Origin of the sequence: Hymenobacter sedentarius, from assembly GCF_001507645.1 — a bacterium.
In the GTDB taxonomy this organism is placed as follows: Bacteria; Bacteroidota; Bacteroidia; order Cytophagales; family Hymenobacteraceae; genus Hymenobacter; species Hymenobacter sedentarius.
Window position 1 is genome coordinate 43,946 of record NZ_CP013909.1, and the last position, 23,733, is coordinate 67,678.

The window sequence follows — 23,733 nt, forward strand, 5'->3', positions numbered from 1 at the left end:
TTCTCCGTGCTTCAATTAAGCCCCATGAATTCATCGGCCGCTGGCTATACTACTCTCCCACTCATGTCCCGGCTGTTTCGCGCCCTTTTTCTTGGCCTGGTGTGGTTTTACCGCCATTTCATCTCGCCGCTCACCCCGGCCAGCTGCCGCTATTCGCCCACCTGCTCGGCGTATGCGGCCCAGGCCATTACCAAATACGGCCCGTGGCGCGGCGGGCGCCTGGCGCTGCGGCGCATTGCCAGCTGCCACCCCTGGGGCGGCCACGGCTTCGACCCCGTACCATAGCCCATCAGTTGCGTATAGGCTGGGTCAACCTTCTGCTTAACTCTTCCTAATGCGCTTTATTCCGTTGTTACCGGCTGCCCTTGCCATCTTGCTCACGGCCTCTTGTTCGGAGGCTCAGTCCGACAAATCCATCGCCTCCAACAAAGTGAAAGGCGGTGACCGCCGCAAAGACAAAGACGCAGCCGCGGCCATTGCCGGCCTGCGCCGGGTGGGCTCTATCAAAAACGTGGTACCCGAAAGCTCGGGCCTGGCCCCCGCCGAAACCAGCGGCAACTACTACAGCTTCGGCGACGACGGCAACGCTCCCACCCTTTACGAAATCACCAGCGAAGGCAAGCCGGTGCGCACCATCGACGTCAACGCGCCCAACATCGACTGGGAAAGCCTGAGCCGCGACCCACAGGGCAACTACTACATCGGCGACTGCGGCAACAACGAAAGCACGCGCCGCGACCTCGCCATCTACCGCGTGCGGCCGGATGCCCCCAAGCAAGTCGGCAAAATCAGCTTCTCCTACCCCGACCAAAGCGAATTCCCGCCCAAGAAAAAGCAGCGCAACTTCGACTGCGAGGCCAGCCTCTGGCACGACGGCAAAGTGTGGCTCTTTACCAAAGACCGGGCCCAGGAAAGCACCAGCAAAGTATACACCGTGCCCGAACAGCCCGGCGACTACACGGCCAAGCTGGTAGCCAAACTGGCCATTCCCGGCGAAGTAACCGATGCCGCCCTGCGCTCCGACGGCCGCCGCCTGGTGCTGCTGGGCCGCGGCGAGCTGTTTATCCTGGACGGCAACACCTGGGCCGACATCCTCAAGGCCACGCCCCGCCGCGTCGACCTCACCGGTGCCGGCCAAACCGAAGGCGTCGCCTTCAAAGACGACAATACCTTGCTCATCACCACCGAGCAAGGCGACTTATTTGAGTTTAAGCTGCCCTAACCGCCATTGCCAGTTAAACCGGACGCCCCCGGTGCCCTCACTGCCTGAATCTTCCCTGAGGGGGTAGAACGGGGGCGAGGGCACCGGGGGCGTCCGGTTTAACTGGCAATGGCGGGGCTTATTTCCGCAGTTCCCGGGGCTGGGTCACGCTTGCGCTTGGCAGCGGGCCACTGCCGGGCAGGGTCACCGGGTCGCCTTCTTTGCCCAGGTCGCGCGGCGCGTAGCCATATGGGTTCTTGGGGTCTTTGCCGGCCCGCCACAGCACCCAGATACCGACAAGAATCAGCGGAATGCTCAGCAGCTGGCCCTGGTTGAACAAGTGGCCGTTCTCAAACGCCACTTGGTTCTCCTTCAGGTACTCGCCCAGGAAGCGCTGCGTGAACAGCAGCACCACAAACAGCCCAAATAGCTGCCCGCGGGGCGTGCGCTCCTTGGTGCGGTTCCACATGGAATAGAGCAGGATGAGCAGAAAAATGCAGAACAGTGCCTCGTAAATCTGGGTGGGGTGCCGCGGCACGGCCACGCCCTGAATCAGGTGCTCGGTGTCGCGCGGAAAGATGAAGGCCCACGGCACGTTGGTGGGCTTGCCCACAATTTCGGAGTTCATCAGGTTGCCGGTGCGGATGCAGGCGCCGCCTAGCGCCACCACTATCACAATGCGGTCGAGCACCCACAGGTAATCGAACTTGTTGTTGCGGGCAAACAGCCAGCAGGCCAGCAAGATGCCAATGGTAGCGCCGTGGCTGGCCAGGCCGCCCTGCCAGATTTTGAACACCACCATGGGGTCGGCCATCAGCGCATCAAAATCATAAAAGAGCATGTGCCCCAGCCTGGCGCCCACAATGGTGCCAATCAGCATGTAAATGGTAATCACGTCGACCCACTGCGGCGACACCCGCTCCGAACGGTAGATGTGCGTGAGCACGAACGTGCCCACCACAAAGGGCAGCATGAAAAACAGCCCGTACCAGCGCAGCGTGATGGGCCCAAGATGGGCAATGATGGGGTTGACGTTCCAGTAAATGGCAGCGAGAAAAGGCAGCATGCAGTACAGAAATGAGGTGCACCCCAAAGGTACTCAGCGCATGGGGCTTGGCTTTCAAGAGGAACACCACAACCGCTGGCGAAGCACCGCGAAACGGCTTTATTTCAGCAGTAATTCCAATCGTCCGTCATGCTGCGCCTATTGTCATGCTGACGAAGGAAGTATCTTATCGCGGCTGAACGCTTGTTCTAACCTGATAAGATGCTTCCTTCGTCAGCATAACAGACGATTGAGTTGACAGTTGTACCCGAGCTGCTTCGGCTTCGCTAAGCACGGCCGTGCTAATCCAGCAGGACGGCCTGTTGCGCCAATGCTTTACAGCCCCGCCAATTCCTCAGCAAACCCACCGCTGAGGATGGGAAACCGCAGCCAGGAGCGCGGGTCCACGTTGTAATCGTCGAGGTGGAAGCTCGGGGCGTACCGTTCGCGCTTCCACTGGTTGCGGCTCCAGAGCGAGTAGAAGCGGCGCACGTAGGTTTTCAGCTGCTCGCGGTCGAAACCGCTTTCCTCCTGCTCCAGGGTAGCTAGCACCTGGCTTGGGCTGAGGCGGTCGTAGAAGGCCAGCCGCTCGATGCGGTTGAGCAAAGTGTAGGGCATCAGGTCGCGCTCGTCGGTTTGCTTGTCTTCCAGCGGGCGCAGTTCGGCGGTAGGCTGCAGGGCATTCACGTGGCGCAGGGCTGGGTAGCCCAATTCCGTTTCGGCCCAACGCAGCCACTTTTTCACGAAGTCCTTGTCGACGCCCGCAATGGGCGAAATGCTGCCGGCCGTGTCGCCGTCCATGGTGCAGTAGCCCACGCTGGCTTCCGAGCGGTTGGATGTGGTGATAAGCAGGCAGTTCTGCACGTTGGCCAGCAGCCAGATGGCCGGGGCCCGTACCCGCGCCTGAATGTTCTGCAGGGCCAGGTCGTCGGTTTGCCAGGTCAGCTCCCGGCCCAGCGCGCCCTGTATTTTGCCTACGTAGCCGGTTACTTCCTCATCAATACCCCAGTGGTGAAAGCGGGCCCCAATGCTGTCGGCTAGTTCCCGGGCTGAATTGAAGGTGTCGTCGGAGGAGTTCACGGTGCCCTGATAGGCGCAGGTCAGCAACTGCCGCACCAGTTGCTGGTTGCTGCTCAACTCGTTCGCGGGCTCGGCATTCTCCACCAGTTGGGCTGCTTTGCCGCCGGCTCCTTCCTGCGTCACCACCTTAGCGGTTTCGGCGAAGCAGCCGCTGCGCCTCTTGAACTCTTCCACGCCCAGTTCCTCTACGCCCAGGCGCACCATTTCGGCCACACCCACAGCACAAAAGCAGGAGTCGGCCCCACCGCTCAAACTGAGCACAAACCCACGGCTGCGCGCCTTGCGCAGGTAGTCGAACAAACCCAGGCTCATGGCCTGGTTGAGCTCTTTGTACTCGTCGGGCACCGCCAGCGGTACAATCTCAGCGGCCGGCGCCAGCTCAGTTTTGAAGTCAACATCCATCCACTCCAAATCCACTTCCTTGAAGCTCAGCAGCTGGTTGCGTAGCAGCAAATGGCCGTTGCGCGCCACCAGTATCTCGCCGTCGTAGATGATGCGGCCTGACTCGTTGCCCAGTAGATTGGCGTAGAGGTAGGTGCAGTTGAACGTGCGCGAGGCCTTCATTACCAACTGGTAGCGCACGTCGGTTTTGCTCATGGCAAAGTGGCTGGCCGATGGGTTCACAATCAAATCGACTTTGCCCACCAACCGGCACGCGGGCCGCACGTCGTCGGGCCGCCACGCGTCTTCGCATATCTCGAAGCCAAAGCGCACGCCGTTTTGCTCAAAAATGAGGTCGCCCAGCGCCCACTGCTCGCCTTCCCAGTCTACCGTGGTGGTTTCGCCGGCGGGCCAGGGCGCGAAAAAGCGGGTTTCGTAGTGCACGCCATCGTTGGCCAAAAACTGCTTGGCCGCAAAGCCCAGAATCTGGCCGTCGCGCAGCACGGCCGCCGTGTTGTAGGTGCGGTGGTTGAGCCGCACGGGCAGGCCCACCACCACGCAGATGCCTTCGGTCCACTGCCGCACCTGCTGCAGGTGGGCCAGCGCCGCCTGCGGCATCCAGTCGCTCAGAAACAGGTCTTCGCAGCCGTAGCCGCTCAGGCACAGCTCGGGCAAACACAGCAGCTCCACGCCATTTTCCTTGGCCAGTTCAATGGCAATGCGGATGTTGCGAAGGTTGTGCTCCCAATCGATGGGAATCTGGTTGAGGGCGGCGCCGGCGATACGCATAGTCTAAAGGCTCGTTTGGGATTACGGTTACAACAAAAAAGCCCGACAGGGCCAGGTGTAGCGAAGCGTGTACGAAATAAATAGAAAAAAGCCCCAGCGGGGCGGCATTCGAACGTTGCGAATGCCGCCCCGCTGGGGCTTTTTTGTTCAATAATTTACTTATTCTACCCCCAAAGCGGTTAGCGCCCGGTCGGCCGCCAACTGCTCTGCTTGCTTTTTGCTCAGACCCATGCCGGTGGCAATTATTTCATCATCTAGCAGCACGGTGGCCGTAAACTCCATCATGCCGCCGGGTCGGGCCTCGCCGGCGATGTCGTAGCGCAGGGTTTTGCCCTGGCGCTGGGCCCACTCCACCAGCTTGCTCTTGAAGTTGGCGGTGGTGGTGGTGAGGGTGTGTACGTCCACAAAGCCTTTCACTAGGCGGGTGAGCACAAACTTGCGGGCGGCTTTGTAGCCCAAGTCCAGGTACACCGCGCCCACCAGCGCCTCCAGCGCGTTGCCGTTTACGGAGCGCGAGCGGGCAGCGCGGCCCTGGGCGGTATCCAGCTGCACCAGCTTATCGAGGCCCAGTTTGAGGGCAATGTTATTCAGGCTTTCGCGGTTTACGATGCGGGAGCGCATCTCCGTGAGGAAGCCCTCCTGCTCGTAAGGGTACTTTTTGAAGAGGTACTCCGCCACCACCGTGCCCAGCACGGCATCGCCGAGAAACTCCAGCCGCTCGTTGGTGAGGTGGCGCCCCATCGACGGCTGCTGCCGCACTGCCGAAGAGTGCGTAAAAGCCAGCCGGTATAGCCGCACATTGGTAGGCGTCAGGCCCGTCACCGTACTAATTGCTTGTCGGAATGCCTTATCAGAACCAAAAAACCGGGAAACGAAACCAAGCAAAGGAAGAGGTGTTAACGCGTAATGAAGTATTAATTGATAGCTAACAATTAACTACCCAATAAGAAGAACGTCATGCTGAGCTTGTCGAAGCATCTCTACCACGAGAGTAATTAAATTACTTCCCCGGTAGAGATGCTTCGGCAAGCTCAGCATGACGTTCCTAGGTATTGATGCCGTAAAAACTACAGCTTGCGGAATATCACCGAGGTGTTGTGCCCGCCAAAGCCGAAGGTGTTGCTCATGGCCACGCGCACGTCGCGGGCCTGGGCCACGTTCGGCGTGAAGTTCAGTGCCTGGTTGATTTCCGGGTCGGGCGTGTGCAGGTTGATGGTGGGCGGCACTAGGCTGTGGTGCATGGCCAGCAGGCACGCCACGGCCTCCACGCCGCCGGCACCGCCCAGCAGGTGGCCGGTCATGCTTTTGGTCGAGGAGATGTTGATTTGTTCGGCAAACTCGCCAAATACCTGCTCAATGGCTTTGATTTCGGCGCCGTCGCCCAGGGGCGTGCTCGTGCCGTGGGTGTTGATGTAGTCCACCTCGGCGGCCGTGATGCCGGCATCGCGCAGGGCGTTGTGCATTACGAGCACTACGCCGCTGCCGCTGGGGTCGGGCGCGGTGATGTGGTAAGCGTCCGACGACATGCCGCCGCCAATCAGCTCGGCGTACATTTTGGCGCCGCGGGCCTTGGCGTGCTCGTACTCTTCGAGCACCAGTGCGCCCGAGCCTTCGCCCAGCACAAAACCGTCGCGGTCCTTGTCGTAGGGCCGCGAAGCCGAAGCCGGGTCGTCGTTGCGCTCGCTCATGGCCTTGAGGGCATTGAAGCCGCCCACGCCCGATTCGGTGATGGCCGCTTCGGAGCCGCCGGTCACCATCACGTCGGCCAGGCCGAGGCGGATGTTGTTGAAGGCGGCAATAATGGAGTCGTTCGACGACGCGCAGGCCGACGTGGTCACGTAGTTGGGCCCGCGGAAGCCGTTTTTAATGGAAATGTTGCCCGACGAGGAGTCGGCAATCATGCGCGGGATGAAGAACGGTGAGTAGCGCGGCGTGCCGTCGCCCCGCCCGAAGGCGATGCATTCTTCCTGCAGCGATTTCAGGCCGCCGATGCCGGAGCCCCAAATCACGCCCACCCGGTCTTTGTTGACCCCGCTTTCCAGCAGGCCGGAATCGGCAATGGCTTCATCGGCCGCTACCACCCCAAACTGGGTGAAAAGGTCCATCTTGCGGTGCTCCTTGCGGTCAAAGAAATTATCGGGCTCGTAGCCCTTCACTTCGCAGGCGAAGCGGGTCTTGAATTTGGCCGGGTCGAAGCGGGTGATGGCGGCGGCGCCGCTTGTGCCCGTGCGCAGGCCTTCCCAGTAGGCCGGGGCGGTATTTCCCAGCGGAGTAATGGCCCCAAGGCCGGTAACGACAACCCGTCGAATAGACGACATAAGCAAACGCCAATGGCGCGAAAGGTGAAGCGGGATAAAACAACGAAACCGGCCGGCGGCGGGCCGGCCGGTATGCGCAGAACTAATGGTTCATTCCGAGCGAAACGAAGAAGTTGGGTAAACTGATTCGTTCAAATTCTTTGCTCCGCTCGGATATGAAAAAAACTATTTAGCGTGCTCTTCGAGGTAGCTGACAGCTTGGCCCACGGTGCCGATGTTCTCGGCCTGGTCGTCGGGGATGCTCACGTTGAACTCCTTTTCGAACTCCATAATCAGCTCGACGGTGTCCAGCGAGTCGGCACCCAGGTCATTGGTGAAGCTTGCTTCGGGGGTTACTTCCGAGGCTTCAACGCCCAGTTTATCAATAATAATGGCCTTTACTTTTTCTGCGATTTCAGACATTTCCGTGGGGTTTAGGGAAAACTACGGCGCAAAGTAACGAGAGATTTTCCAACTAACCCACCGGTTCGCTTTCGAATTGCGGGTACAAGATTATGGCTGTGGTTCTGGCAACGGCCCGCCGCACGCCGTAGCTTTGCCCTTACCCGCTAGCGCGGAGCTCCCTTTGCGGCTGCTATGAAGACCTTCACCCTCGACGTTGATTATGAGTGCGACTTTGCCCTGTTTGGGCTGGTGAGTAGCACCCGCGACTACACCCTGGCCTGGATGCTGAACCGCGCCCTGCGCCTGCGCCTCGTCAAGCAGCCCGAGCTGCTGCTCAACCTGCTCAGTCAGGGCCGGCTGGTGTTCACGCACTACTTGCACGCCACCGAAACCCTGACCTTCCGGCTGTTGCGCAACCGCTCGGTGGAGCCTTCCAACTTAAAAAAGCCGTTCTTAGCACCCGACATCAAAGAGTACGACTACCTGCTGGCCGTGAGCAACGGCTGCGGAGCCCTCGCCGACGACGAATTGCTGCAGCAGCTCACGGCCCTCGACGCCGTGCAGTACGCCTGCCAATTCGACCCGAACACCCTCAAATACAAGGAAAACCTGATTCTGTAATTAATACCCCTTGCTCCCTAGCCACCGAAAGCGGCCCCGCGCCGCACACGCCGGAGCAGTATTTATTGTGGAGGAATCGTTCAGCGGTTCTGCCACCCGCGTTTCAGCCCCGCGCTGAAACATCCCCTCCTTCCCAGGGAGGGGAGTTTTTTTGTCATTAATCTCCCTATGCATGGAAAATCGCCACACGTTTAACAAGACCAAAATCGTGGCCACCGTCGGCCCGGCTTCTAATACCTACGAACGGCTCGGCACCCTCATCCGCGAGGGTGTCGATGTGTTTCGGCTCAATTTCTCGCACGGTTCTTACGACGACCATTTGGCCGTTATCAACACCGTGCGACGCCTAAATAAGGACATGCGCACCGCCGTGGGCCTGCTGCAGGATTTGCAGGGACCCAAAATTCGGCTCGGCGAAGTAGAAGGCGGCGGGGTTGAAATCAAGGCCGGCGATAAAATCAAGCTGGTGTGCGGGGAAAAGGAAATCAGCACGGCCACGCGCCTGAGCACGATTTACCTGGGCCTGGCCCGCGACGTGAAGCCCGGCGACATGATTCTGATTGACGACGGCAAAATTGAGCTGAAGGTGCTTGCCACCGACCGCGACCAGGAAGTAGACGTGGAGGTAATCTACGGCGGCCTGGTAAAGCCCCGCAAGGGCATCAACCTGCCCGATTCCGAAGTTTCGGCCCCTTCCATGACCGAAAAAGACATCGAAGACCTGGAGTTTGGCCTGGCGCACGACGTGGACTGGGTAGCCCTCAGCTTTGCGCGCAAAGCCGACGATATCCGCTTCATCAAAAACCTGATTGCCGAAGCCGGCAAGACCACCCGCGTGGTGGCCAAGATTGAAACCCCCGACGGCCTGCGCAACATCGACGAAATCATCGCCATCACCGACGCCGTGATGGTGGCCCGCGGCGACCTCGGCGTGGAAGTGAAGATGGAGGAGGTGCCAATGGCCCAGAAGATGATTATTGCCAAGTGCAACGCCGCCGGCAAGCCCGTTATCGTGGCCACCCAGATGATGGAGAGCATGATAACGGCCCCCCGCCCCACCCGGGCCGAAACCAGCGACGTGGCCAACGCCGTGCTCGACGGCGCCGATGCCGTGATGCTCTCCGCCGAAACCGCTGTGGGCGCCTACCCGGCCGAAGTAATTCGCTCCATGGTCGGCACTATCCTGAGCGTGGAGACCCACAGCCCCCAGCTCTTCCACCACTGGTTCCCCATCGACGCCACGGGCCCCAACTTCATGGCCGATAGCGTGTTGTCGGCGGCCTGCCACCTGGCCAAAAACACGGGCGCCAAAGCCATTACGGGCATGACCCACCACGGCTACACGGCTTTCCAGTTGGCTAAATACCGCCCCAAAGCCAATATCTTCATCTTCACCGATAACCGCCCCCTGCTCACGGCCCTGAGCCTGGTGTGGGGCGTGCGCAGCTTCTACTACGACCGCCTCATCAGCACCGATAGCACCATTTCCGACATCCGCTACGTGCTGACCACCACCGGCCACCTAGATCCCGGCGACATCTCCATTAATACCGGCTCCATGCCCATTCAGGATAAAGGCAAAGCCAACATGGTGAAAGTGAGCGTGGCATAATCCCCAGCACGCTTCGCCGATTTTAACTTGCGAAAGCCCATTCCTTAATTAGAGTGGGCTTTTTGCGTTTTACAAGAGCACAATTAATGTACATCCTTCAGAAATTACCGGAGCTTCTCGCGTGCAACTGTGACTCAAGCGTCTGTCATGCAGAGCGCAGCGAAGCATCTTATCGCCGCGGAACGACTCGTTCGAACCTGATAAGATGCTTCGCTGCGCTCTGCATGACAAACGACGCAAGGGAGTGAGCCAGGACTATTTTTACAAAGTAAAAGCTTACCAGTCGCCTTCCAGAAGGCAGTTACCGCAGCTCAACATCATCCACCAACGCTGCAAGGAACTCAACCATCTACACACCCAGATTGCCCAAACGCAAGAAGCCCTGCTCGTTTCCGAGCAGGGCTTCTGTGAAGGAGCGTAGAACCAGACCTTGGGGCGGCGCAGTCTGGCCCTACTAAACTCGCTACGCGCTAAAGCGCATTGACGAGTTTTGTCAGCTTGCTTTTGTTGTTAGCAGCTTTGTTCTTGTGGATGATGTTCTTCTTGGCCAAACGGTCCAACATCGACGACACTTTCTTCAGCAGCTCCTGAGCGGCCGTTTTATCGGTGGCTTCACGCAGGCGCTTGATGGCCGTACGAGTGGATTTGTGCTGGTAACGGTTCAACACGCGCTTAGCTTCGTTGCTGCGGATGCGTTTGAGGGCCGACTTATGGTTTGCCATGAGTGGGAATATATGGGAGCGTTATGCTTGAGTTCTGTGTTTGGGAGGGCAAAGGTACAAACCTGCTCGGCAATATCAAACCATGTTGGCAAAAATCTTGCTGCAAAGCCTGATGACCATTCCATTGGGCTAAAGTAACCTGGACAGGAAAGTGGTTCCTGCGTGCCGCAACCTCCTAGCTGATGAATGAGGTAGCTCAACTTGCTTGGAGTTGATTGGCTGGTTCGCCGAAAGAACCAAAGTGACAAGACTATTTGCAACCGGACCCCAAATAATCGTGTTATCCGAAAACAAGTGAATATCATCTTCAGCGCCCCTTATTAGTATGCATGCCGATTATTTGCGTACTTTATAATAGCTACCCTATCCCCCCATTGCGATGCCCTTTCCGTTATCGTATCTGCGCCATGCCTCTCGTATCCGAATCTCGTTATCAGCCGCCGTTCTATCTCTTTAACGGCCACTTGCAGACTATTGTGCCCAGCTTGTGGCGCACCGTTCCCGATGTGACCTACCAACGCGAACGGCTGGAGCTGCCCGACGGAGACTTCCTGAACCTAGACTGGAGCCGCTTGCCGGAGACGCGGCCCACCGATGGCTTGGTCATCGTTTCGCACGGCCTCGAAGGCGATGCCTCCCGCCCCTACGTGCGGGGCATGGTGCGCGCCCTCAACCGGGCCGGCCTCGACGCCCTGGCCTGGAACTACCGCAGCTGTGGCGGCGAGATGAACCGCCTGCTCCGCTCCTACCACCTCGGCGATACCGACGACCTGGACATGGTGCTGCGCCATGCCCTGGCCACGGGCCGCTACCAGCGGGTGTACCTCACGGGCTTCAGTGCCGGCGGCAATGTGACGCTCAAATACCTGGGCGAAGACCCGGACCGCGTGCCCGTGGAGGTGAAGCGGGCCGCTGTGTTTTCGGTTCCCACGGATTTGCAGGCTAGCTCCGTGCACATTGCCCGCCGCCAGAACCAGGTGTACCTGCGCCGCTTTCTTAAGACGCTGCGGCTGAAGGTGCGCGCGAAAGCCGAAATGATGCCGGGCCAGGTCGACCTAACGGGCATCGACGAGCTGCGCGATTTCCAGGAATTTGACAGCCGGTACACCGCGCCCATGCACGGCTTCGACTCGGCCGATGCCTATTACAAATACGCCAGCTCGGGGCGATACCTGAGCGGCATTCAGGTGCCCACGCTGCTCGTGAATGCCCAGAACGACCCGTTTTTGCCCGAATCCTGCTTCCCCCGCGAGGTGGCCACCAATTCGCCGTTTGTATTCCTGGAAACACCCTCAGAAGGCGGGCACGTGGGCTTTGCCGAAGGCTCGCCCGATGGTGAATACTACTCCGAGCGGCGCGCCGTGGAGTTTCTCACGGCGGAGGTACCTGCTTAGGCCCCATCTGTCATTGCGAGGAGGCACGACGAAGCAATCCATCCCCCTGTGCGACCAACTCCTAGTTGTGACAGACTATTTTAAACCAAAAAGCCCCGGCACTGCGCATTACCGGGGCTTTTCACATTATTGAGCCGGTCGCTGAGACCAGGACGGATTGCCACGGCCTACGGCCTCGCAATGACAGGCCCTGGGCGCTAGACCATCCGGCTATTTCGCAGGCACAAAAACCACCTTTTTCGTTTCGTAAAATTCTTCTTTGAAGAAATCGCTCAGGTCCGTGACTTTGGCTTTCAGTCCGGATTCGGCTATTTCTTCGGTTAGGTCGCCGCCTTTTAGGTAATAAAGTCCTGAGCCGGGCTGGCCCAGGGGCTTGAAGCGGTGAGCTATCCACGGGTGGAAAGTGGCAAGACGCGCCACGGCCCGGCTTACCACATAATCATACTTGGTGCGCAGTTGCTCGGCGCGGGTTTGCTCGGCGGTGACGTTGTGCAGGCCCAATGCGGCAGCCATAAACTGCACGGCCCGGATTTTCTTGCCGATGCTGTCGACGAGGTGGAAATGCACCTCAGGGAACATAATGGCCAGGGGCAGGCCCGGCAGACCACCCCCGGTGCCCACGTCGAGCACGGTGCTGCCCTTGGGAAATTTAATCACCTTGGCAATGCCGAGCGAGTGCAGCAGGTGGCGCTCCACGAAGTTGTCCATGTCGGTGCGCGACACGAGGTTGATGGCTTCGTTGGTGGCCCGAAACTCGGTTTCCAACTCCTGAAAAAGCTGGAGCTGTTGGGGCGTAAGCTCGGGAAAGTAGTGCTGCAAAAGATTCATGGGTGCAAAGTTGCACGCCACGGTTTAGAACAGCACACTTTCATAAAGTAGCCCGTCATCTAGAACGCTGCGGGGCAGCACGCGCGCCTTTTGTCATGCTGAGCCTGCAAAGCATCTTCTCAGGTCAGCATAGCGTCGTTCCGCGGCGATAAGATGCTTCCTTCGTCAGCATGACAAAAGGCGCGGGCTTGCTGCTTTCTGTATGCGTTACGGACTGCATAAAAAAAGCCCCGACTTACGCCGGGGCTTTTCTGCAATTAAATAATTTGCTTGGTGTGCTTCACCATGTCATAGAGCAACTCGCGGGCGCGGTGCAGCTGGGCTTTGACGGTGCCGAGCGGGGCTTTTAATTCGGTGGCAATTTCCTCGTAGCTGAGCTCGTCGAAATAGCGCAGCGATACGAGGCGCTGGTATTTATCGGGCAGGCGCGACACCACGTGGCGCATGATTTCAATCTTCTGATTGCGCACGGCGTGCTCGGCCGGATTCAGGTCATTGTCGCGGAAATCGATGGTGATTTCGTCGCCGTTATCGACTTTAATAGCCGAGTCAATGGACATGGTTTTGATTTTATTCTTACGGATAAAATCAATGCAGTTGTTGGTTGCAATCCGAAATAGCCAGGTGCTGAAAGCGTACTCGGGGTTGAACTTGTGCAGGTTGCGAAATGCCTTGGCAAATGCCTCGATGGTCAGGTCTTCGGCGTCGTCCTGGTTGCGTACCATCTTGAGTACCACGTGGTAAACGGGCTTCTTGTAGATGTGCATCAGCTCGGCATAAGCTTTCTCGTCGCCGTTGTCCACGGCGGCGCGAATCAGCTTAAAGTCGTGCTTGGCTTTGGCTGAAAACTGCTTTTGAATATCCTGATTGTTTACTTCCATCGAAGGGTTCGGTTAAGGAACAGCGAGATTCCTAAGGCCAGATATTGAGAAAAATAAACTAAGTCGAGCACGGGAAGCAGCCCGACGATTACGGGCTGGTGAAGGCGGCTGCTTAGACGGGCATACACGGCACTCACAAACAAAGTTCGGAGGGTGCATACCACCGCCAAAGGTACCCAAATGTTTGGGTAAAATAATAGCACAACCACAGCCAAATAGAATAACATATTGGCCAGTAAGAAGGTGCCTATCCGCAAACGGTCGGTTAACCGATACGCCCGCCCAGCCGATAAATGCCGACGTTTTTGGCGCCACCAAGCAGCCCAGGTGGCGGCGGGCTCGCTGAGGGTGTGGGCCGCCGCATCGGCCACCACGGCCACGCGTTGGCCCTTGCGCACGGCGTCCTGCACCAGCAGGTCGTCGTCGCCGCTGAGCTGGCGGATGTGCGAGGCAAAGCCCTTGGTGGCCGTGAAGCAGGCCCGGGTATAGGCCAGGTTGCGGCCCACGCCCATGTAGGGCCAGCCGCGCCAGGCAAAGCTTAAGTACTGGGCGCCAGTGAGCAGGGTTTCGTAGCGAATCAGCTTATTGAGAAAGCCCGGCGCCTCGACATAGGCCGAGAAGCCAACCACCAAATCGGCCGGTGCCGCACCGTGGTTGGCGAAGCCACGCTGCATGAGGCGCAGCCACTGGTTGGTGGCCGGAATGCAGTCGGCATCGGTGAACAGCAGCCGCGCATGGCGGGTGGCTTTGATGCCCAGCGTGAGGGCGTATTTCTTGGGCGCAAAATCGCGGGGTGTACGGGCCACGCTCACGAGGCGCACTTTTTCGTGGTAGTACTGGGCGAGCTGCTGGGCGTAGAGGTAGGTGTCGTCGTCGCTGCGGTCGTCGACGAGGACGATTTCGAAGCCGGCGGGGTAGTCTTGCTGGAGCAGCAACGGCAACAGGCGGCGCAGGTTGTGCAGTTCGTTGCGGGCGCACACGACGATGGAAACCGGCTCAGCATCGGGCCCGGGCACTTCGGCCGTGGCTTCCGGGGCGCGGCGGGCAAAGGGCCAGAAGAAATACGCGGCGTAAAAGAGCTGCACCCCTACGCACGCAAGCAAAAGCCAGAAAAAGGGGGAGTTGGGTACAGTTAGGTGCAAAGGCGGGGCAGCGTAAAGGGGCCGGCAAAAGTACGGGACGCCGGGCGGGTGGGCTACCTTTGCTTCTGCTTATGACTTTTGACCTTCTCGCCCAAGACCCCGCCACCAAAGCCCGCGCCGGCTGCCTAGAAACGGCCCACGGGGCCATCGAAACGCCCATTTTCATGCCCGTGGGCACGGCCGGCACCGTGAAAGCGGTATCGCAACAAACCCTGAAAGAGGACATCCAAGCCCAGATTATTCTCGGCAACACCTACCACCTTTACCTGCGGCCGGGCCTCGACGTGCTGCGGGCGGCCGGCGGCCTGCACCAGTTCAACGGCTGGGACCGCCCCATTCTCACCGACAGCGGCGGGTACCAGGTGTATTCGCTCAGCAACACCCGCAAAATCAAGGAAGAGGGCGTGAAGTTTCGCTCGCACATCGACGGCAGCCAGCATTTGTTTTCGCCCGAGGGCGTCATGGACATTCAGCGCGTCATCGGGGCCGACATCATCATGGCCTTCGACGAGTGCACGCCCTGGCCCTGCGAGTACGACTACGCCGCCCGCTCGCTCGACATGACGCACCGCTGGCTGCAGCGCTGCATTCAGCGCTTCGACAGCACCGAAGGCCTCTACGGCTACCAACAGGCGCTTTTCCCGATTGTGCAAGGCAGCACGTTCAAGGACTTACGCATCAAGTCGGCCGAGTTTATTGCGGCCCAGGGCCGCGAGGGCAACGCCATCGGCGGGCTGAGCGTGGGGGAGCCCGCCGAGCTGATGTACGAAATGACCGAGCTGGTGTGCGACATCCTGCCCAAGGACAAGCCGCGCTACCTGATGGGCGTGGGCACCCCGGCCAACATCTTGGAAAACATCGCATTGGGCGTGGACATGTTCGACTGCGTGATGCCGACCCGCAACGCCCGCAACGGCATGCTCTTCACCACGCAGGGCATCATGAACGTGACGAATAAGAAGTGGGCCAACGATTTTACGCCCATCGACGCCGAACTAGGCGGGCCCGCCAGCACGTTCTATACCCGAGCCTACGTGCGCCATTTGTTTCAGTGCCAGGAAATGCTGGGCCCGCAAATTGCTTCGGCCCACAACCTCACCTTTTACCTATGGCTGGTGAAAGAAGCGCGCAAGCAAATCGTGGCCGGCACGTTTGCCCCCTGGAAAGAGCGGATGGTGAAGCAGGTGATGACAAGGCTGTAGCCAGTCCAATTATGAGTTATGAATTCAGAGTTGTATTCGACCAAACAAGACCACCGCTCAATTCCTAACTCATAATTCAAAACTCATAATTATTTTAAGGTGAATATCCTCGACAAATACATAATTAAGAAATTTCTAGCCGCGTTTTTCTTCTCGGTGGTAATTCTCGTGTCGGTGATTTGCGTGATTGATTTCACCGAAAAAAACGACGATTTTATTCAGCACAATTTGTCGATGTCGAAAATTATTTTCGGCTATTATATTTTTCTGTTTCCCTATTTCGCCAATCTGCTTTCGCCGATTACCATATTTATTGCCGTCGTTTTTGTGACGGCGCAGCTGGCGGCACGCACCGAGATTGTCGCCATTCTGGCCAGCGGCGTGAGCTTTAAGCGGCTGATGCTGCCCTATGCCATGGGCGGCGCGGTGGTGGGGCTGCTGATATTTGGGCTGATTGGGTGGGTGCTGCCGCTTGGCAATAAATCGCGGGTGGCGTTTGAGCGGGCGTACATCAAGCTGCCTTACCGATTTCAGGGGCGCAACGTGCACATCAAAATTGGGCCGCGCAGCTACGTGTACATGGAGAGCTACGACAACACCAGCAACATCGGCTTCCATTTTGCGCTCGAAACCGTGGACGGTACCCTGCTGCGCCGCCGGCTCACGGCTGATGCTATCAACTGGGACTCGACCAAGCACATGTGGCATTTATCGCCGCAGCTGGTGCGCACGTTCCACGGCGCGCAGGATGAAAAGCTCGAAACCGTAGCAGCCCGCGACACCACCCTGAACTTGTACCCCAAGGATTTTGCCAGCACGTACCGCCTGGCCGAAACCCTTACCCTGCCCGAGCTGAACGCCTATATCAAAACCAAGATTGAGCGCGGGGCCGACGACACCCAGCTGTACTTGAGCGAGAAATACGAGCGGTACTCCTACCCGTTTGCCATTGTGATTCTCACGCTGATTGGCGTCATTCTCAGCGCTCGAAAATCGCGGGCCGGCGTGGGCGGGCAAATTGCGCTGGGCTTTGTGCTGGCCTTCGTATTCATCATTTTTGTGATGCTGAGCCGCAACCTGGCGCAGGTGGGCAGCCTCGCGCCGCTGATAGCGGCATGGATACCCAGCATGGTGTTCAGTGTAATTGGGCTGGCGCTGTACCGCTTCGTGCCGAAGTAGTGGAGTATACCACGCCACACATCCGTCATGCTGAGCGCAGTCGAAGCATCTCTACCGCGCAACTAAACCCTTTTGATAGGTTTACTCTCGCGGTAGAGATGCTTCGACTGCGCTCAGCATGACGTTCCTTTAACCTTTCTGTTTCCCATCCCCTTGCTGCGCGACTACCTCAAGCTTCATTTCATTGTGCTCCTGTGGGGCTTCACGGCCGTACTGGGCAAGCTGCTGACGGTGCCGCCGGTGGAGCTGGTTTTCTGGCGCACGCTGCTGGCCTCCACGGGCCTGGCGGTGCTGCTGGTGGCGCGGCGGGCCGTGTGGCGCATTCCGGCGGGTCAGGCGGTGCGGCTGATGAGCGTGGGCACCCTGGTGGCCGCGCATTGGATTACGTTCTTTCTGGCGGCCCGGCTTTCGTCGGTGAGCGTGTGTCTGGCGGGCCTGGCCACGCTGGCGCTGTGGACGTCATTGCTCGAGCCACTGCTGCTGTGGCGGCGCGTGCGCGGCTACGAAGTTGGGCTGGGCCTGATTACGATGGTGGGCCTCTACCTAGTGAGCCAGGCCGAGCTGGACCAGCTCCTGGGCCTGGGCGTGGCGGTGCTGTCGGCGGGGCTCTCGGCGCTGTTTAGCGTCCTGAATGCCAAGCTGATTAAGTCGCACCCGCCCTTGCGGCTCACGTTTTATGAGATGCTGGGTGCCTGCCTGAGCATCGCGCTGTTCTTCCCGGTGTACAGCCATTACTTCACCCAGGGCCAGGGGCTGCAGCTGGCCTGGCACGGCTACGACTGGCTCTGGCTGGGCCTGCTGGCCGGCGTGTGCACCGTCTACGCGTTTTCTACCTCGGTTGAGCTGATGAAGCGCCTCTCGCCCTTTGCCGTCAACCTGACCATCAACCTGGAGCCGGTGTACGGCATTGGGCTGGCCGTGCTGGTCTTTGGCAGCAAAGAGCGCATGGCCACGGGCTTCTACCTGGGTACGCTGCTTATCGTGTTCAGCGTGCTCATTCACCCGCTGGTGGCCCGCCTGATGAAGGACAAGCAGCCCGAGCCCACGCCGCCCATCACGGTTTAAAGCACGCCTTGCCACACGGTGTAGTCGGGGGGCCACTGCAGGGCCGGAACGGCTGCCGCAGCCGGCCACAGACCGTACAAGGCAGAGCCCGAACCGGATAAGCTGGCGTAAGCCGCGCCCGCCCCATACAGCTGCTGCTTGATGTCGGCCAGCACCGGGTGGGCGGGTGCCAGCGACGCTTCAAAGTCATTGCTCACCGTGGCTCGCCAGGTTTCCAGGGGCTGGGCCACGGCCTCGCGCAGGTGGTGCGCGGGCCGCTGCGGCACAATGCCGGCAAATGCCTCGGGCGTGCCGATGTGCAGATTGGGGTAAACCACCACGCACCCGGTGCCCAACAGGTTCAGCTCAATTTCCTCAAAAACATCGCCCCTTTCCACAGCCAGCACCGGCTTATTGCGGATGAAGAAGGCGCAGTCGGCGCCCAGCCGCCGGGCGTAGCTTTCCAGCATTTCCACCGTGAGCTCCAGGCCAAACAAGTCATTGGCGGCCTTCAGGGCAAAGGCGGCATCGGCCGAGCCGCCGCCCAGGCCCGCCCCGATGGGCACGATTTTGTGCAGGTACATCTGGACCGTCGGCAGCTGCGGAAAATCGGCTTGCAGCAGCTCGTAGGCCCGCACGCAGAGGTTGGTGGCGGGGCTGCCGGGGATGGGGCGGCCGGTGAGCGTGATGCTGGTGGCATGGCCCGCTTCGGCCGGCAACAGCTCCAGCGCATCGGTCCAGGGCAGCGGCACAAACACCGTTTCCAGGTTGTGGAAGCCGTCGGGGCGGCGCTCGGTCACGTAGAGGCCGAGGTTGAGTTTGGCGTTGGGGAAAACGAGCATGAACGGAAGCAAGCCAAAGCCTGCCGGGCAAAGTTACTTTTGCGCCGTGCCCGCTCCCGCTTCTTTTTACGTCCGCCACGGCAAGCGCCTGCTTGACGTGGCCATTGCCCTGCCGCTGCTGGTGCTGGCCCTGCCGCTACTAGCTGGCGCCGCCGGGCTGGCCGCAGCCCAAAACCGGGGCCGGGTGCTGTTTCGGCAGGTGCGGCCGGGCTGGCACGGGCGCTCCTTCGTGCTTTATAAAATTCAAACCATGACGGACGCGCGCGACCCGGCCGGCCACCTCCTGCCCGATGCCGCGCGCCTGCCCGCCCTAGGCCGCTGGCTGCGCGCCACGTCGCTCGATGAGCTGCCCCAGCTCTGGAACATCCTGCGCGGCGACCTGAGCCTGGTGGGCCCGCGCCCGCTGCTGCCCGAGTACCTGCTCCTGTACTCCCCCACCCAGGCCCGCCGCCACGAGGTGCGCCCCGGCCTCACGGGCTGGGCGCAGGTAAACGGCCGCAACGCCATTTCGTGGGAAGAAAAATTCGCCCTCGACGTATGGTACGTGGATAATATATCGTGGCGTCTGGATATGAACATCTTGTGGCGCACCGCCGGGCGGGTGCTGCGCGGCAGCGGCGTGGCCACGCCCGGGCACGCCACCACCGTGGCCTTCCAGGGCAGCCCCCCTCCCTCCGTTTCCCCGTAGATTGCTGTATGACCAAGTTGTTTTTCTCGGAATATGAAGAAATGGAAGCCGGCGCGCCTATCGTCATTTTTGGCGCGGGGGGCCTGGGGCGGGAGGTGCTGCTGCTGCTGCAGCAGCTCAACTTGAGCCACCCCCGCTGGGACGTGCGCGGCTTCTACGACGACTTGGCCCCCGCCACGCCCACCGTGGCCGGCCTCCCCTACCTGGGCACCAGCGCCGACCTCAACGCCACCGCAGTGCCGCTGGCCGTGGCCGTGGCCGTGGGCAGCTCGGCCGGGCGGGCCGCCGTGGTGGCCCGGCTAACCTCGGCGCGGCTATCGTTTCCGGTGCTGGTGCACCCGCAGGTGATGCTGGCCCCGCACCAGCGTGTTTCGCTGGGCGAGGGCTGCATCGTGCAGCAAGGCTGCCTGCTGACCTGCGATATTGAGCTGGGCCGCTTTGTGCTGCTCAACCTGGGCTGCACCGTGGGGCACGACGCCGTGCTCGGCGATTTTTGCTCGCTGATGCCCCACGCTAACGTGAGCGGCGCCGCCCAACTGGGCGCTGGCACCTACCTCGGCACCAACGCCACCGTTATCCAGGGCGTGCGCATTGGCGACAACACCATCATCGGGGCTGGGGCGGTGGCCGTGCGCGATTTACCGGCCAACGTGACTGCGGTGGGCGTCCCCGCCCGGGAATTAAAAATGAAGAATGAAGACTGAAGCATTGGTCAAATCCGATAATTCCATTTTCTTCATTGTTAATTCCTAAATAAGCAAAACCGTATGCGTAGCCAAGACCACGACCGCCTTTTTCTATCCCCTCCGCACCTGGGCCGGCACGAAATAAACTACGTGCACAAAGCCATCGAGGACAACTGGGTGGCGCCGGCGGGGCCCAATCTGACCGGCTTCGAGGCCGACATTTGCCAGGCTACTGGCGTGGCGCATTGCGTGGCGCTGTCGTCGGGCACGGCCGCCATTCACCTGGGGCTGATTCTACTCGGAGTGGGCCCCGGCGACGAGGTGCTCTGCCCCTCCTTTACCTTCGTGGCTACGGCCAACCCCATTCTGTACGTGGGCGCAACGCCAGTTTTTGTAGACAGCGAAGCTGACACCTGGAACCTGTGCCCCGACCGCCTGCGCGAAGCCATTACCGACCGCATTGCCCGGGGCAAAAAGCCCAAGGCCCTGCTGCTGGTGCACCTTTACGGCATGCCGGCCCGGCTCACCGAGATACTGGCCATCGCGGCCGAGTACGAGCTGCCCATCCTCGAAGACGCAGCCGAAGCGCTGGGCTCGTGTTTCAACAATAAGCCGCTGGGTAGCTTCGGCACGGTTGGCGTGTTTTCCTTCAACGGCAACAAGATTCTGACCACCAGCGGCGGCGGCGCGCTGGTGACCAACGACGCGGCCCTGGCCCAGAAAGCCCGGTTCCTGGCTACTCAGGCCAAGGACGACGCGCCCCACTACCAACACTCGGAAGTGGGCTACAACTACCGCCTGAGCAACATCCTGGCCGGCATTGGCCGCGGGCAGATGGAGCTGCTATGCGAGCGGGTGAAGCGGCGCCGCGAAATTTTTGCGTGGTATAAGGAACACCTCGCCTGCCTGCCCGGCCTCGGCGTGGCCCCGGCCACCGAGCCCGCCGGCAGCCGCTCCAACCGCTGGCTCACCACGGTGCTGCTCGACCCCACCGAGACCACCGCCACCCCGGAAACCGTGCGGCTGCAGCTCGAAACCCACAACGTGGAAAGCCGCCCGCTCTGGAAGCCGCTGCACCTGCAGCCCCTGTTTGTGGGCGCGCCTATGTACGGCGGCTCCGTTTGCGCCAACTTATTTGACCGCGGCCTGTGCTTGCCCAGCGGCACCGCCATGACGGAAGCCGACCTGCGCCGGGTAGCCGAGGCCGTAGCCGAAGGCCTGCCCGTACCCGTGAGCTAAGCGGAAAACAACTGCTGTTCGGGTAGCCTTACGACCCGCACCCCTGCCAGGTACGCGGCCACGCCCAACGTGACCGCAGCCGCCAGCCCAAACGTAGCCAGCGGGCCGTACCATTGCCACAGCAGGCCAGCCCCGGTGCTGGCCCCCAGCGCAGCCAAGCTGCTCAGGCCCGCGTACGTGCCCAACGCCGCGCCCGTATCGGTTTTCGCGCACAGCGTGCTCACCCAGGCCTTGCCCACGCCCTCGGTAGCGGCGGCGTACACCCCGTAGAGCATAAACAGGGCGGCAAATTCCCACCGCTCGTGCGCGAAGGCCACGCCGCCGTAGACGGCGGCAAACATCACCAAGCCCGCTACCATCAGGCGGCGCGAGCCGAGGAGGTCGGCCAAGTGGCCCAGGGGCCAGGCGCTGGCCACATAGGTCACGTTGTAGAGAATATAAAGGCCTATAACCTGCGTTGCGGGTAGGCCCCGCTGCCGGGCCAGCAGCAGCAAAAACGCGTCGGAGCTGTTGACCAGGGCAAACACCAGCAGCCCGCCCACCACCCGGCGGTAGGAGCCGGAAGCCTGCCGCCAGTAGCGGAAAGACGCCCAGAACGGCACCACGGGCCGGCCCGATGGCACGGCACCCCGCTCATGCAGGGCAAACGTGATGAGCACCGCCACCACCCCGGGCAGGAAAGCCCACAGAAACAACGGCCGGAACTTCCCCGGATGTGCGCTCAGCCACAAGAGCGCCGCCAGTGGCCCCAGCACCGCGCCCAGTGTGTCCATGGAACGGTGAAACCCGAATACTTTGCCCCGGTCAGCGGGCGTGGTTTCGTCCGACAGCAGCGCATCCCGGGCCCCCGTGCGCAGCCCTTTGCCCAGCCGGTCGATGGTGCGGGCCAGCAGTACCCAGGCCGGCGTGGCCAGCACCGCCAGCAGTGGCTTCGACACCGCGCTCAGCCCGTAGCCCAACTGCACAAAGGGCGCGCGCCGGCCCAACCGGTCCGACCACTGCCCAAAGTAGCCCTTGCTCAGCCCCGCTACCGCCTCAGCCACGCCCTCCAGCACCCCGATAAAAAACACGGAAAAGCCGATGGACTGCAAGTACATCGGCATGACCGGATACAGCATTTCGCTGGCCAAATCAGTGAAGAGGCTGACCAGCGAAAGCAGCCACACGGCCCGGGTCAGGTAGCGAAAGCGTCCCATTTTAAGTACCTCTACGGCGGGTCGGTTCACGCAGCCAAGATTAAAAACGGTGCTTCCGCAACTCAACCTCTCAACGCTAGGCCAGGGCGTGAGCCAAATCGGCCAGTAGCTCTTCCACCGGCTCAATGCCTACGCTCAGGCGAATTAGCCCAACGGTGATGCCCAACGCGGCCTGCTGCTCTTCGGTGAGGGCGCGGTGAGAGGTATAGAGCGGGTGCGAGCACGACGAGTCGACGCCCGCCAGCGAGGGCGCAAACGGAAACCGCTGGGACCGCTGCATAAAGCGGTTGACCACCGCCACATCATCCGGCAACCGAAACGACAGCATGCCGCTGAACAGCCCGTGGCCCTGCGTGGCCGCCAGCACGTGTTGCGGGTGCGTGAGCAAGCCGGGGTAGTAAACGGCCTCCACAGTGGGGTGCACCTCGAGAAACTCAGCTACTTGCTGGGCGTTGTGGCTGTGCGCAGCCACCCGCAGGCGCATGGTTTTCATGCCCCGCACGCTCAACCAGCTTTCCATGGGGCTAAGCGTCAGGCCGAACACCGTGCCTATCTGCCGCAGGCGGGCGGCATCTTCGGCGGTGCGGGCTACTACGGCCCCGGCGGTCACGTCGGAGTGGCCGGCCAGGTACTTGGTCACGCTGTGCAGCACCAAATCGGCGCCGTACGCCAGTGGCTTGGTGAGCACCGGCGTGGCAAAAGTATTGTCTATCACCAGCTTCAGGTTGTGCTGGTGGCATTCGGTGGCCATTGCCCGCAGGTCTACCACGCGCAGCAGGGGGTTGCTCATCGTTTCGCAGAGCAGCAGCTTGGTGCTGGCCTGCACGTACGGCCGCAGGTTGTACAGTTCCTCAAACGGCACGTAGCTCACGCTCACCCCCAGGCGCGCCAGTTCCTGATTCAGCAGCGCCGCCGAGCCGCCGTAGATATCGGCCGCGCACAGCACGTGGTCGCCGGCCTGGCAGTAGGTCATCAGCGCCGCAAAAATGGCGGCCATGCCCGAGCCGGTGGCCACGGCGCCGGCCCCGCCTTCCCAGCGGTTCACGGCATCGGCCAGCTCGTCGCTGTTGGGGTTGCCATTGCGCGAGTACAGGTACCGGCTGCCCGGCTCGTCGAAGTACTGCTGCACGGCGTCCAAGTCCTCAAACTTGAAGACGGAAGTTTGGTAAATCGGGGTGATTTTGGGGATGATGTTCATACAGGCAGTAAAGCAGAAAAGCCTTCCCGGTCACGGAAAGGCTTTTCTCAATTCATTTTAA

Annotated in this window: 23 protein-coding genes; 11 read left to right on the plus strand and 12 right to left on the minus strand. The window is 60.6% G+C overall.

The genetic code is table 11. The features are described from left to right. The first annotated feature begins 63 nt into the window (after window positions 1-63). Complete coding sequence (yidD, locus tag AUC43_RS00165) at window positions 64-285, plus strand: membrane protein insertion efficiency factor YidD (protein WP_068188202.1); 222 nt, start codon at window positions 64-66, stop codon at window positions 283-285. A gap of 49 nt (window positions 286-334) precedes the next feature. After that, window positions 335-1,222 carry a hypothetical protein gene (locus tag AUC43_RS00170; protein WP_068188204.1) on the plus strand — a complete coding sequence of 296 codons (888 nt, stop codon included), beginning with the start codon at window positions 335-337 and terminating at the stop codon, window positions 1,220-1,222. A gap of 118 nt (window positions 1,223-1,340) precedes the next feature. Here AUC43_RS00170 and lgt read toward each other — a convergent pair whose 3' ends face one another. The 5 genes from lgt to AUC43_RS00195 form a co-directional block, all read right to left on the minus strand. Then, window positions 1,341-2,267 carry a prolipoprotein diacylglyceryl transferase gene (lgt, locus tag AUC43_RS00175; protein ID WP_071885776.1) on the minus strand — a complete coding sequence of 309 codons (927 nt, stop codon included), beginning with the start codon at window positions 2,265-2,267 and terminating at the stop codon, window positions 1,341-1,343. Window positions 2,268-2,582: 315 nt separating this feature from the next. Next, window positions 2,583-4,496, minus strand: a complete 1,914-nt coding sequence (gene nadE / locus AUC43_RS00180) for an NAD(+) synthase (protein ID WP_068188206.1) — start codon at window positions 4,494-4,496, stop codon at window positions 2,583-2,585. Window positions 4,497-4,655: 159 nt separating this feature from the next. After that, on the minus strand, window positions 4,656-5,318 hold the full coding sequence (gene rnc / locus AUC43_RS00185; protein WP_257721731.1) for a ribonuclease III: 663 nt from the start codon (window positions 5,316-5,318) through the stop codon (window positions 4,656-4,658). Between the two features lie 245 nt (window positions 5,319-5,563). Continuing rightward, entirely contained in the window at window positions 5,564-6,814 is a 1,251-nt protein-coding gene (gene fabF / locus AUC43_RS00190) for a beta-ketoacyl-ACP synthase II (protein WP_068188217.1), read from the minus strand. A 165-nt stretch (window positions 6,815-6,979) separates the two neighbouring features. Then, complete coding sequence (locus tag AUC43_RS00195) at window positions 6,980-7,216, minus strand: acyl carrier protein (protein ID WP_068188219.1); 237 nt, start codon at window positions 7,214-7,216, stop codon at window positions 6,980-6,982. A 174-nt stretch (window positions 7,217-7,390) separates the two neighbouring features. Here AUC43_RS00195 and AUC43_RS00200 point away from each other — a divergent pair, with 174 nt between their 5' ends. Continuing rightward, entirely contained in the window at window positions 7,391-7,819 is a 429-nt protein-coding gene (locus tag AUC43_RS00200) for an IPExxxVDY family protein (protein ID WP_068188220.1), read from the plus strand. A gap of 172 nt (window positions 7,820-7,991) precedes the next feature. Further along, window positions 7,992-9,431: a pyruvate kinase gene (gene pyk, locus AUC43_RS00205; protein ID WP_068188223.1), complete on the plus strand. Its 1,440-nt coding sequence runs from the start codon at window positions 7,992-7,994 to the stop codon at window positions 9,429-9,431. Window positions 9,432-9,901: 470 nt separating this feature from the next. On the opposite strand, the gene rpsT is transcribed toward pyk, so the two are convergent. Further along, entirely contained in the window at window positions 9,902-10,153 is a 252-nt protein-coding gene (gene rpsT, locus AUC43_RS00215; protein ID WP_046245794.1) for a 30S ribosomal protein S20, read from the minus strand. A 407-nt stretch (window positions 10,154-10,560) separates the two neighbouring features. Here rpsT and AUC43_RS00220 point away from each other — a divergent pair, with 407 nt between their 5' ends. Then, complete coding sequence (locus tag AUC43_RS00220; protein WP_068188228.1) at window positions 10,561-11,547, plus strand: YheT family hydrolase; 987 nt, start codon at window positions 10,561-10,563, stop codon at window positions 11,545-11,547. Between the two features lie 210 nt (window positions 11,548-11,757). Here AUC43_RS00220 and rsmG read toward each other — a convergent pair whose 3' ends face one another. The 3 genes from rsmG to AUC43_RS00235 form a co-directional block, all read right to left on the minus strand. Further along, window positions 11,758-12,375 carry a 16S rRNA (guanine(527)-N(7))-methyltransferase RsmG gene (rsmG, locus tag AUC43_RS00225; protein WP_068188239.1) on the minus strand — a complete coding sequence of 206 codons (618 nt, stop codon included), beginning with the start codon at window positions 12,373-12,375 and terminating at the stop codon, window positions 11,758-11,760. Window positions 12,376-12,632: 257 nt separating this feature from the next. After that, the gene (locus AUC43_RS00230) at window positions 12,633-13,256 is read right to left on the minus strand and encodes an RNA polymerase sigma factor (protein WP_068188242.1); all 624 of its coding nucleotides are present in this window, start codon (window positions 13,254-13,256) and stop codon (window positions 12,633-12,635) included. Further along, the gene (locus tag AUC43_RS00235) at window positions 13,247-14,359 is read right to left on the minus strand and encodes a glycosyltransferase (RefSeq protein WP_157780858.1); all 1,113 of its coding nucleotides are present in this window, start codon (window positions 14,357-14,359) and stop codon (window positions 13,247-13,249) included. The genes AUC43_RS00230 and AUC43_RS00235 overlap by 10 nt, the downstream gene beginning before the upstream one ends. A 110-nt stretch (window positions 14,360-14,469) precedes the next feature. On the opposite strand from AUC43_RS00235, the gene tgt reads away from it, so the two are divergent. The 3 genes from tgt to AUC43_RS00250 all read left to right on the plus strand — a co-directional run bounded on the left by tgt (window position 14,470) and on the right by AUC43_RS00250 (window position 17,844). Then, entirely contained in the window at window positions 14,470-15,600 is a 1,131-nt protein-coding gene (gene tgt, locus AUC43_RS00240; RefSeq protein WP_068188252.1) for a tRNA guanosine(34) transglycosylase Tgt, read from the plus strand. Window positions 15,601-15,699: 99 nt separating this feature from the next. Then, window positions 15,700-16,779, plus strand: a complete 1,080-nt coding sequence (locus AUC43_RS00245) for an LptF/LptG family permease (protein ID WP_068188253.1) — start codon at window positions 15,700-15,702, stop codon at window positions 16,777-16,779. A gap of 153 nt (window positions 16,780-16,932) precedes the next feature. After that, window positions 16,933-17,844: a DMT family transporter gene (locus AUC43_RS00250; protein WP_335340906.1), complete on the plus strand. Its 912-nt coding sequence runs from the start codon at window positions 16,933-16,935 to the stop codon at window positions 17,842-17,844. Here the strand turns inward: AUC43_RS00250 and ispE are convergent. Next, complete coding sequence (gene ispE / locus AUC43_RS00255) at window positions 17,841-18,665, minus strand: 4-(cytidine 5'-diphospho)-2-C-methyl-D-erythritol kinase (protein WP_068188254.1); 825 nt, start codon at window positions 18,663-18,665, stop codon at window positions 17,841-17,843. The genes AUC43_RS00250 and ispE overlap by 4 nt on opposite strands. 46 nt (window positions 18,666-18,711) lie before the next feature. On the opposite strand from ispE, the gene AUC43_RS00260 reads away from it, so the two are divergent. The 3 genes from AUC43_RS00260 (at window position 18,712) to AUC43_RS00270 (ending at window position 21,278) form a co-directional block, all read left to right on the plus strand. Continuing rightward, the gene (locus AUC43_RS00260) at window positions 18,712-19,353 is read left to right on the plus strand and encodes a sugar transferase (RefSeq protein ID WP_068197977.1); all 642 of its coding nucleotides are present in this window, start codon (window positions 18,712-18,714) and stop codon (window positions 19,351-19,353) included. A gap of 8 nt (window positions 19,354-19,361) precedes the next feature. Beyond that, window positions 19,362-20,057, plus strand: a complete 696-nt coding sequence (locus tag AUC43_RS00265) for an acetyltransferase (protein WP_199243485.1) — start codon at window positions 19,362-19,364, stop codon at window positions 20,055-20,057. Between the two features lie 63 nt (window positions 20,058-20,120). Next, the gene (locus AUC43_RS00270; protein WP_068188257.1) at window positions 20,121-21,278 is read left to right on the plus strand and encodes a DegT/DnrJ/EryC1/StrS family aminotransferase; all 1,158 of its coding nucleotides are present in this window, start codon (window positions 20,121-20,123) and stop codon (window positions 21,276-21,278) included. On the opposite strand, the gene AUC43_RS00275 is transcribed toward AUC43_RS00270, so the two are convergent. Together AUC43_RS00275 and AUC43_RS00280 are read right to left on the minus strand one after the other, a co-directional pair. Continuing rightward, the gene (locus tag AUC43_RS00275) at window positions 21,275-22,504 is read right to left on the minus strand and encodes an MFS transporter (protein WP_199243486.1); all 1,230 of its coding nucleotides are present in this window, start codon (window positions 22,502-22,504) and stop codon (window positions 21,275-21,277) included. The genes AUC43_RS00270 and AUC43_RS00275 overlap by 4 nt on opposite strands. 46 nt (window positions 22,505-22,550) lie before the next feature. Next, entirely contained in the window at window positions 22,551-23,672 is a 1,122-nt protein-coding gene (locus tag AUC43_RS00280; RefSeq protein ID WP_068188261.1) for a trans-sulfuration enzyme family protein, read from the minus strand. Window positions 23,673-23,733 lie beyond the last annotated feature (61 nt).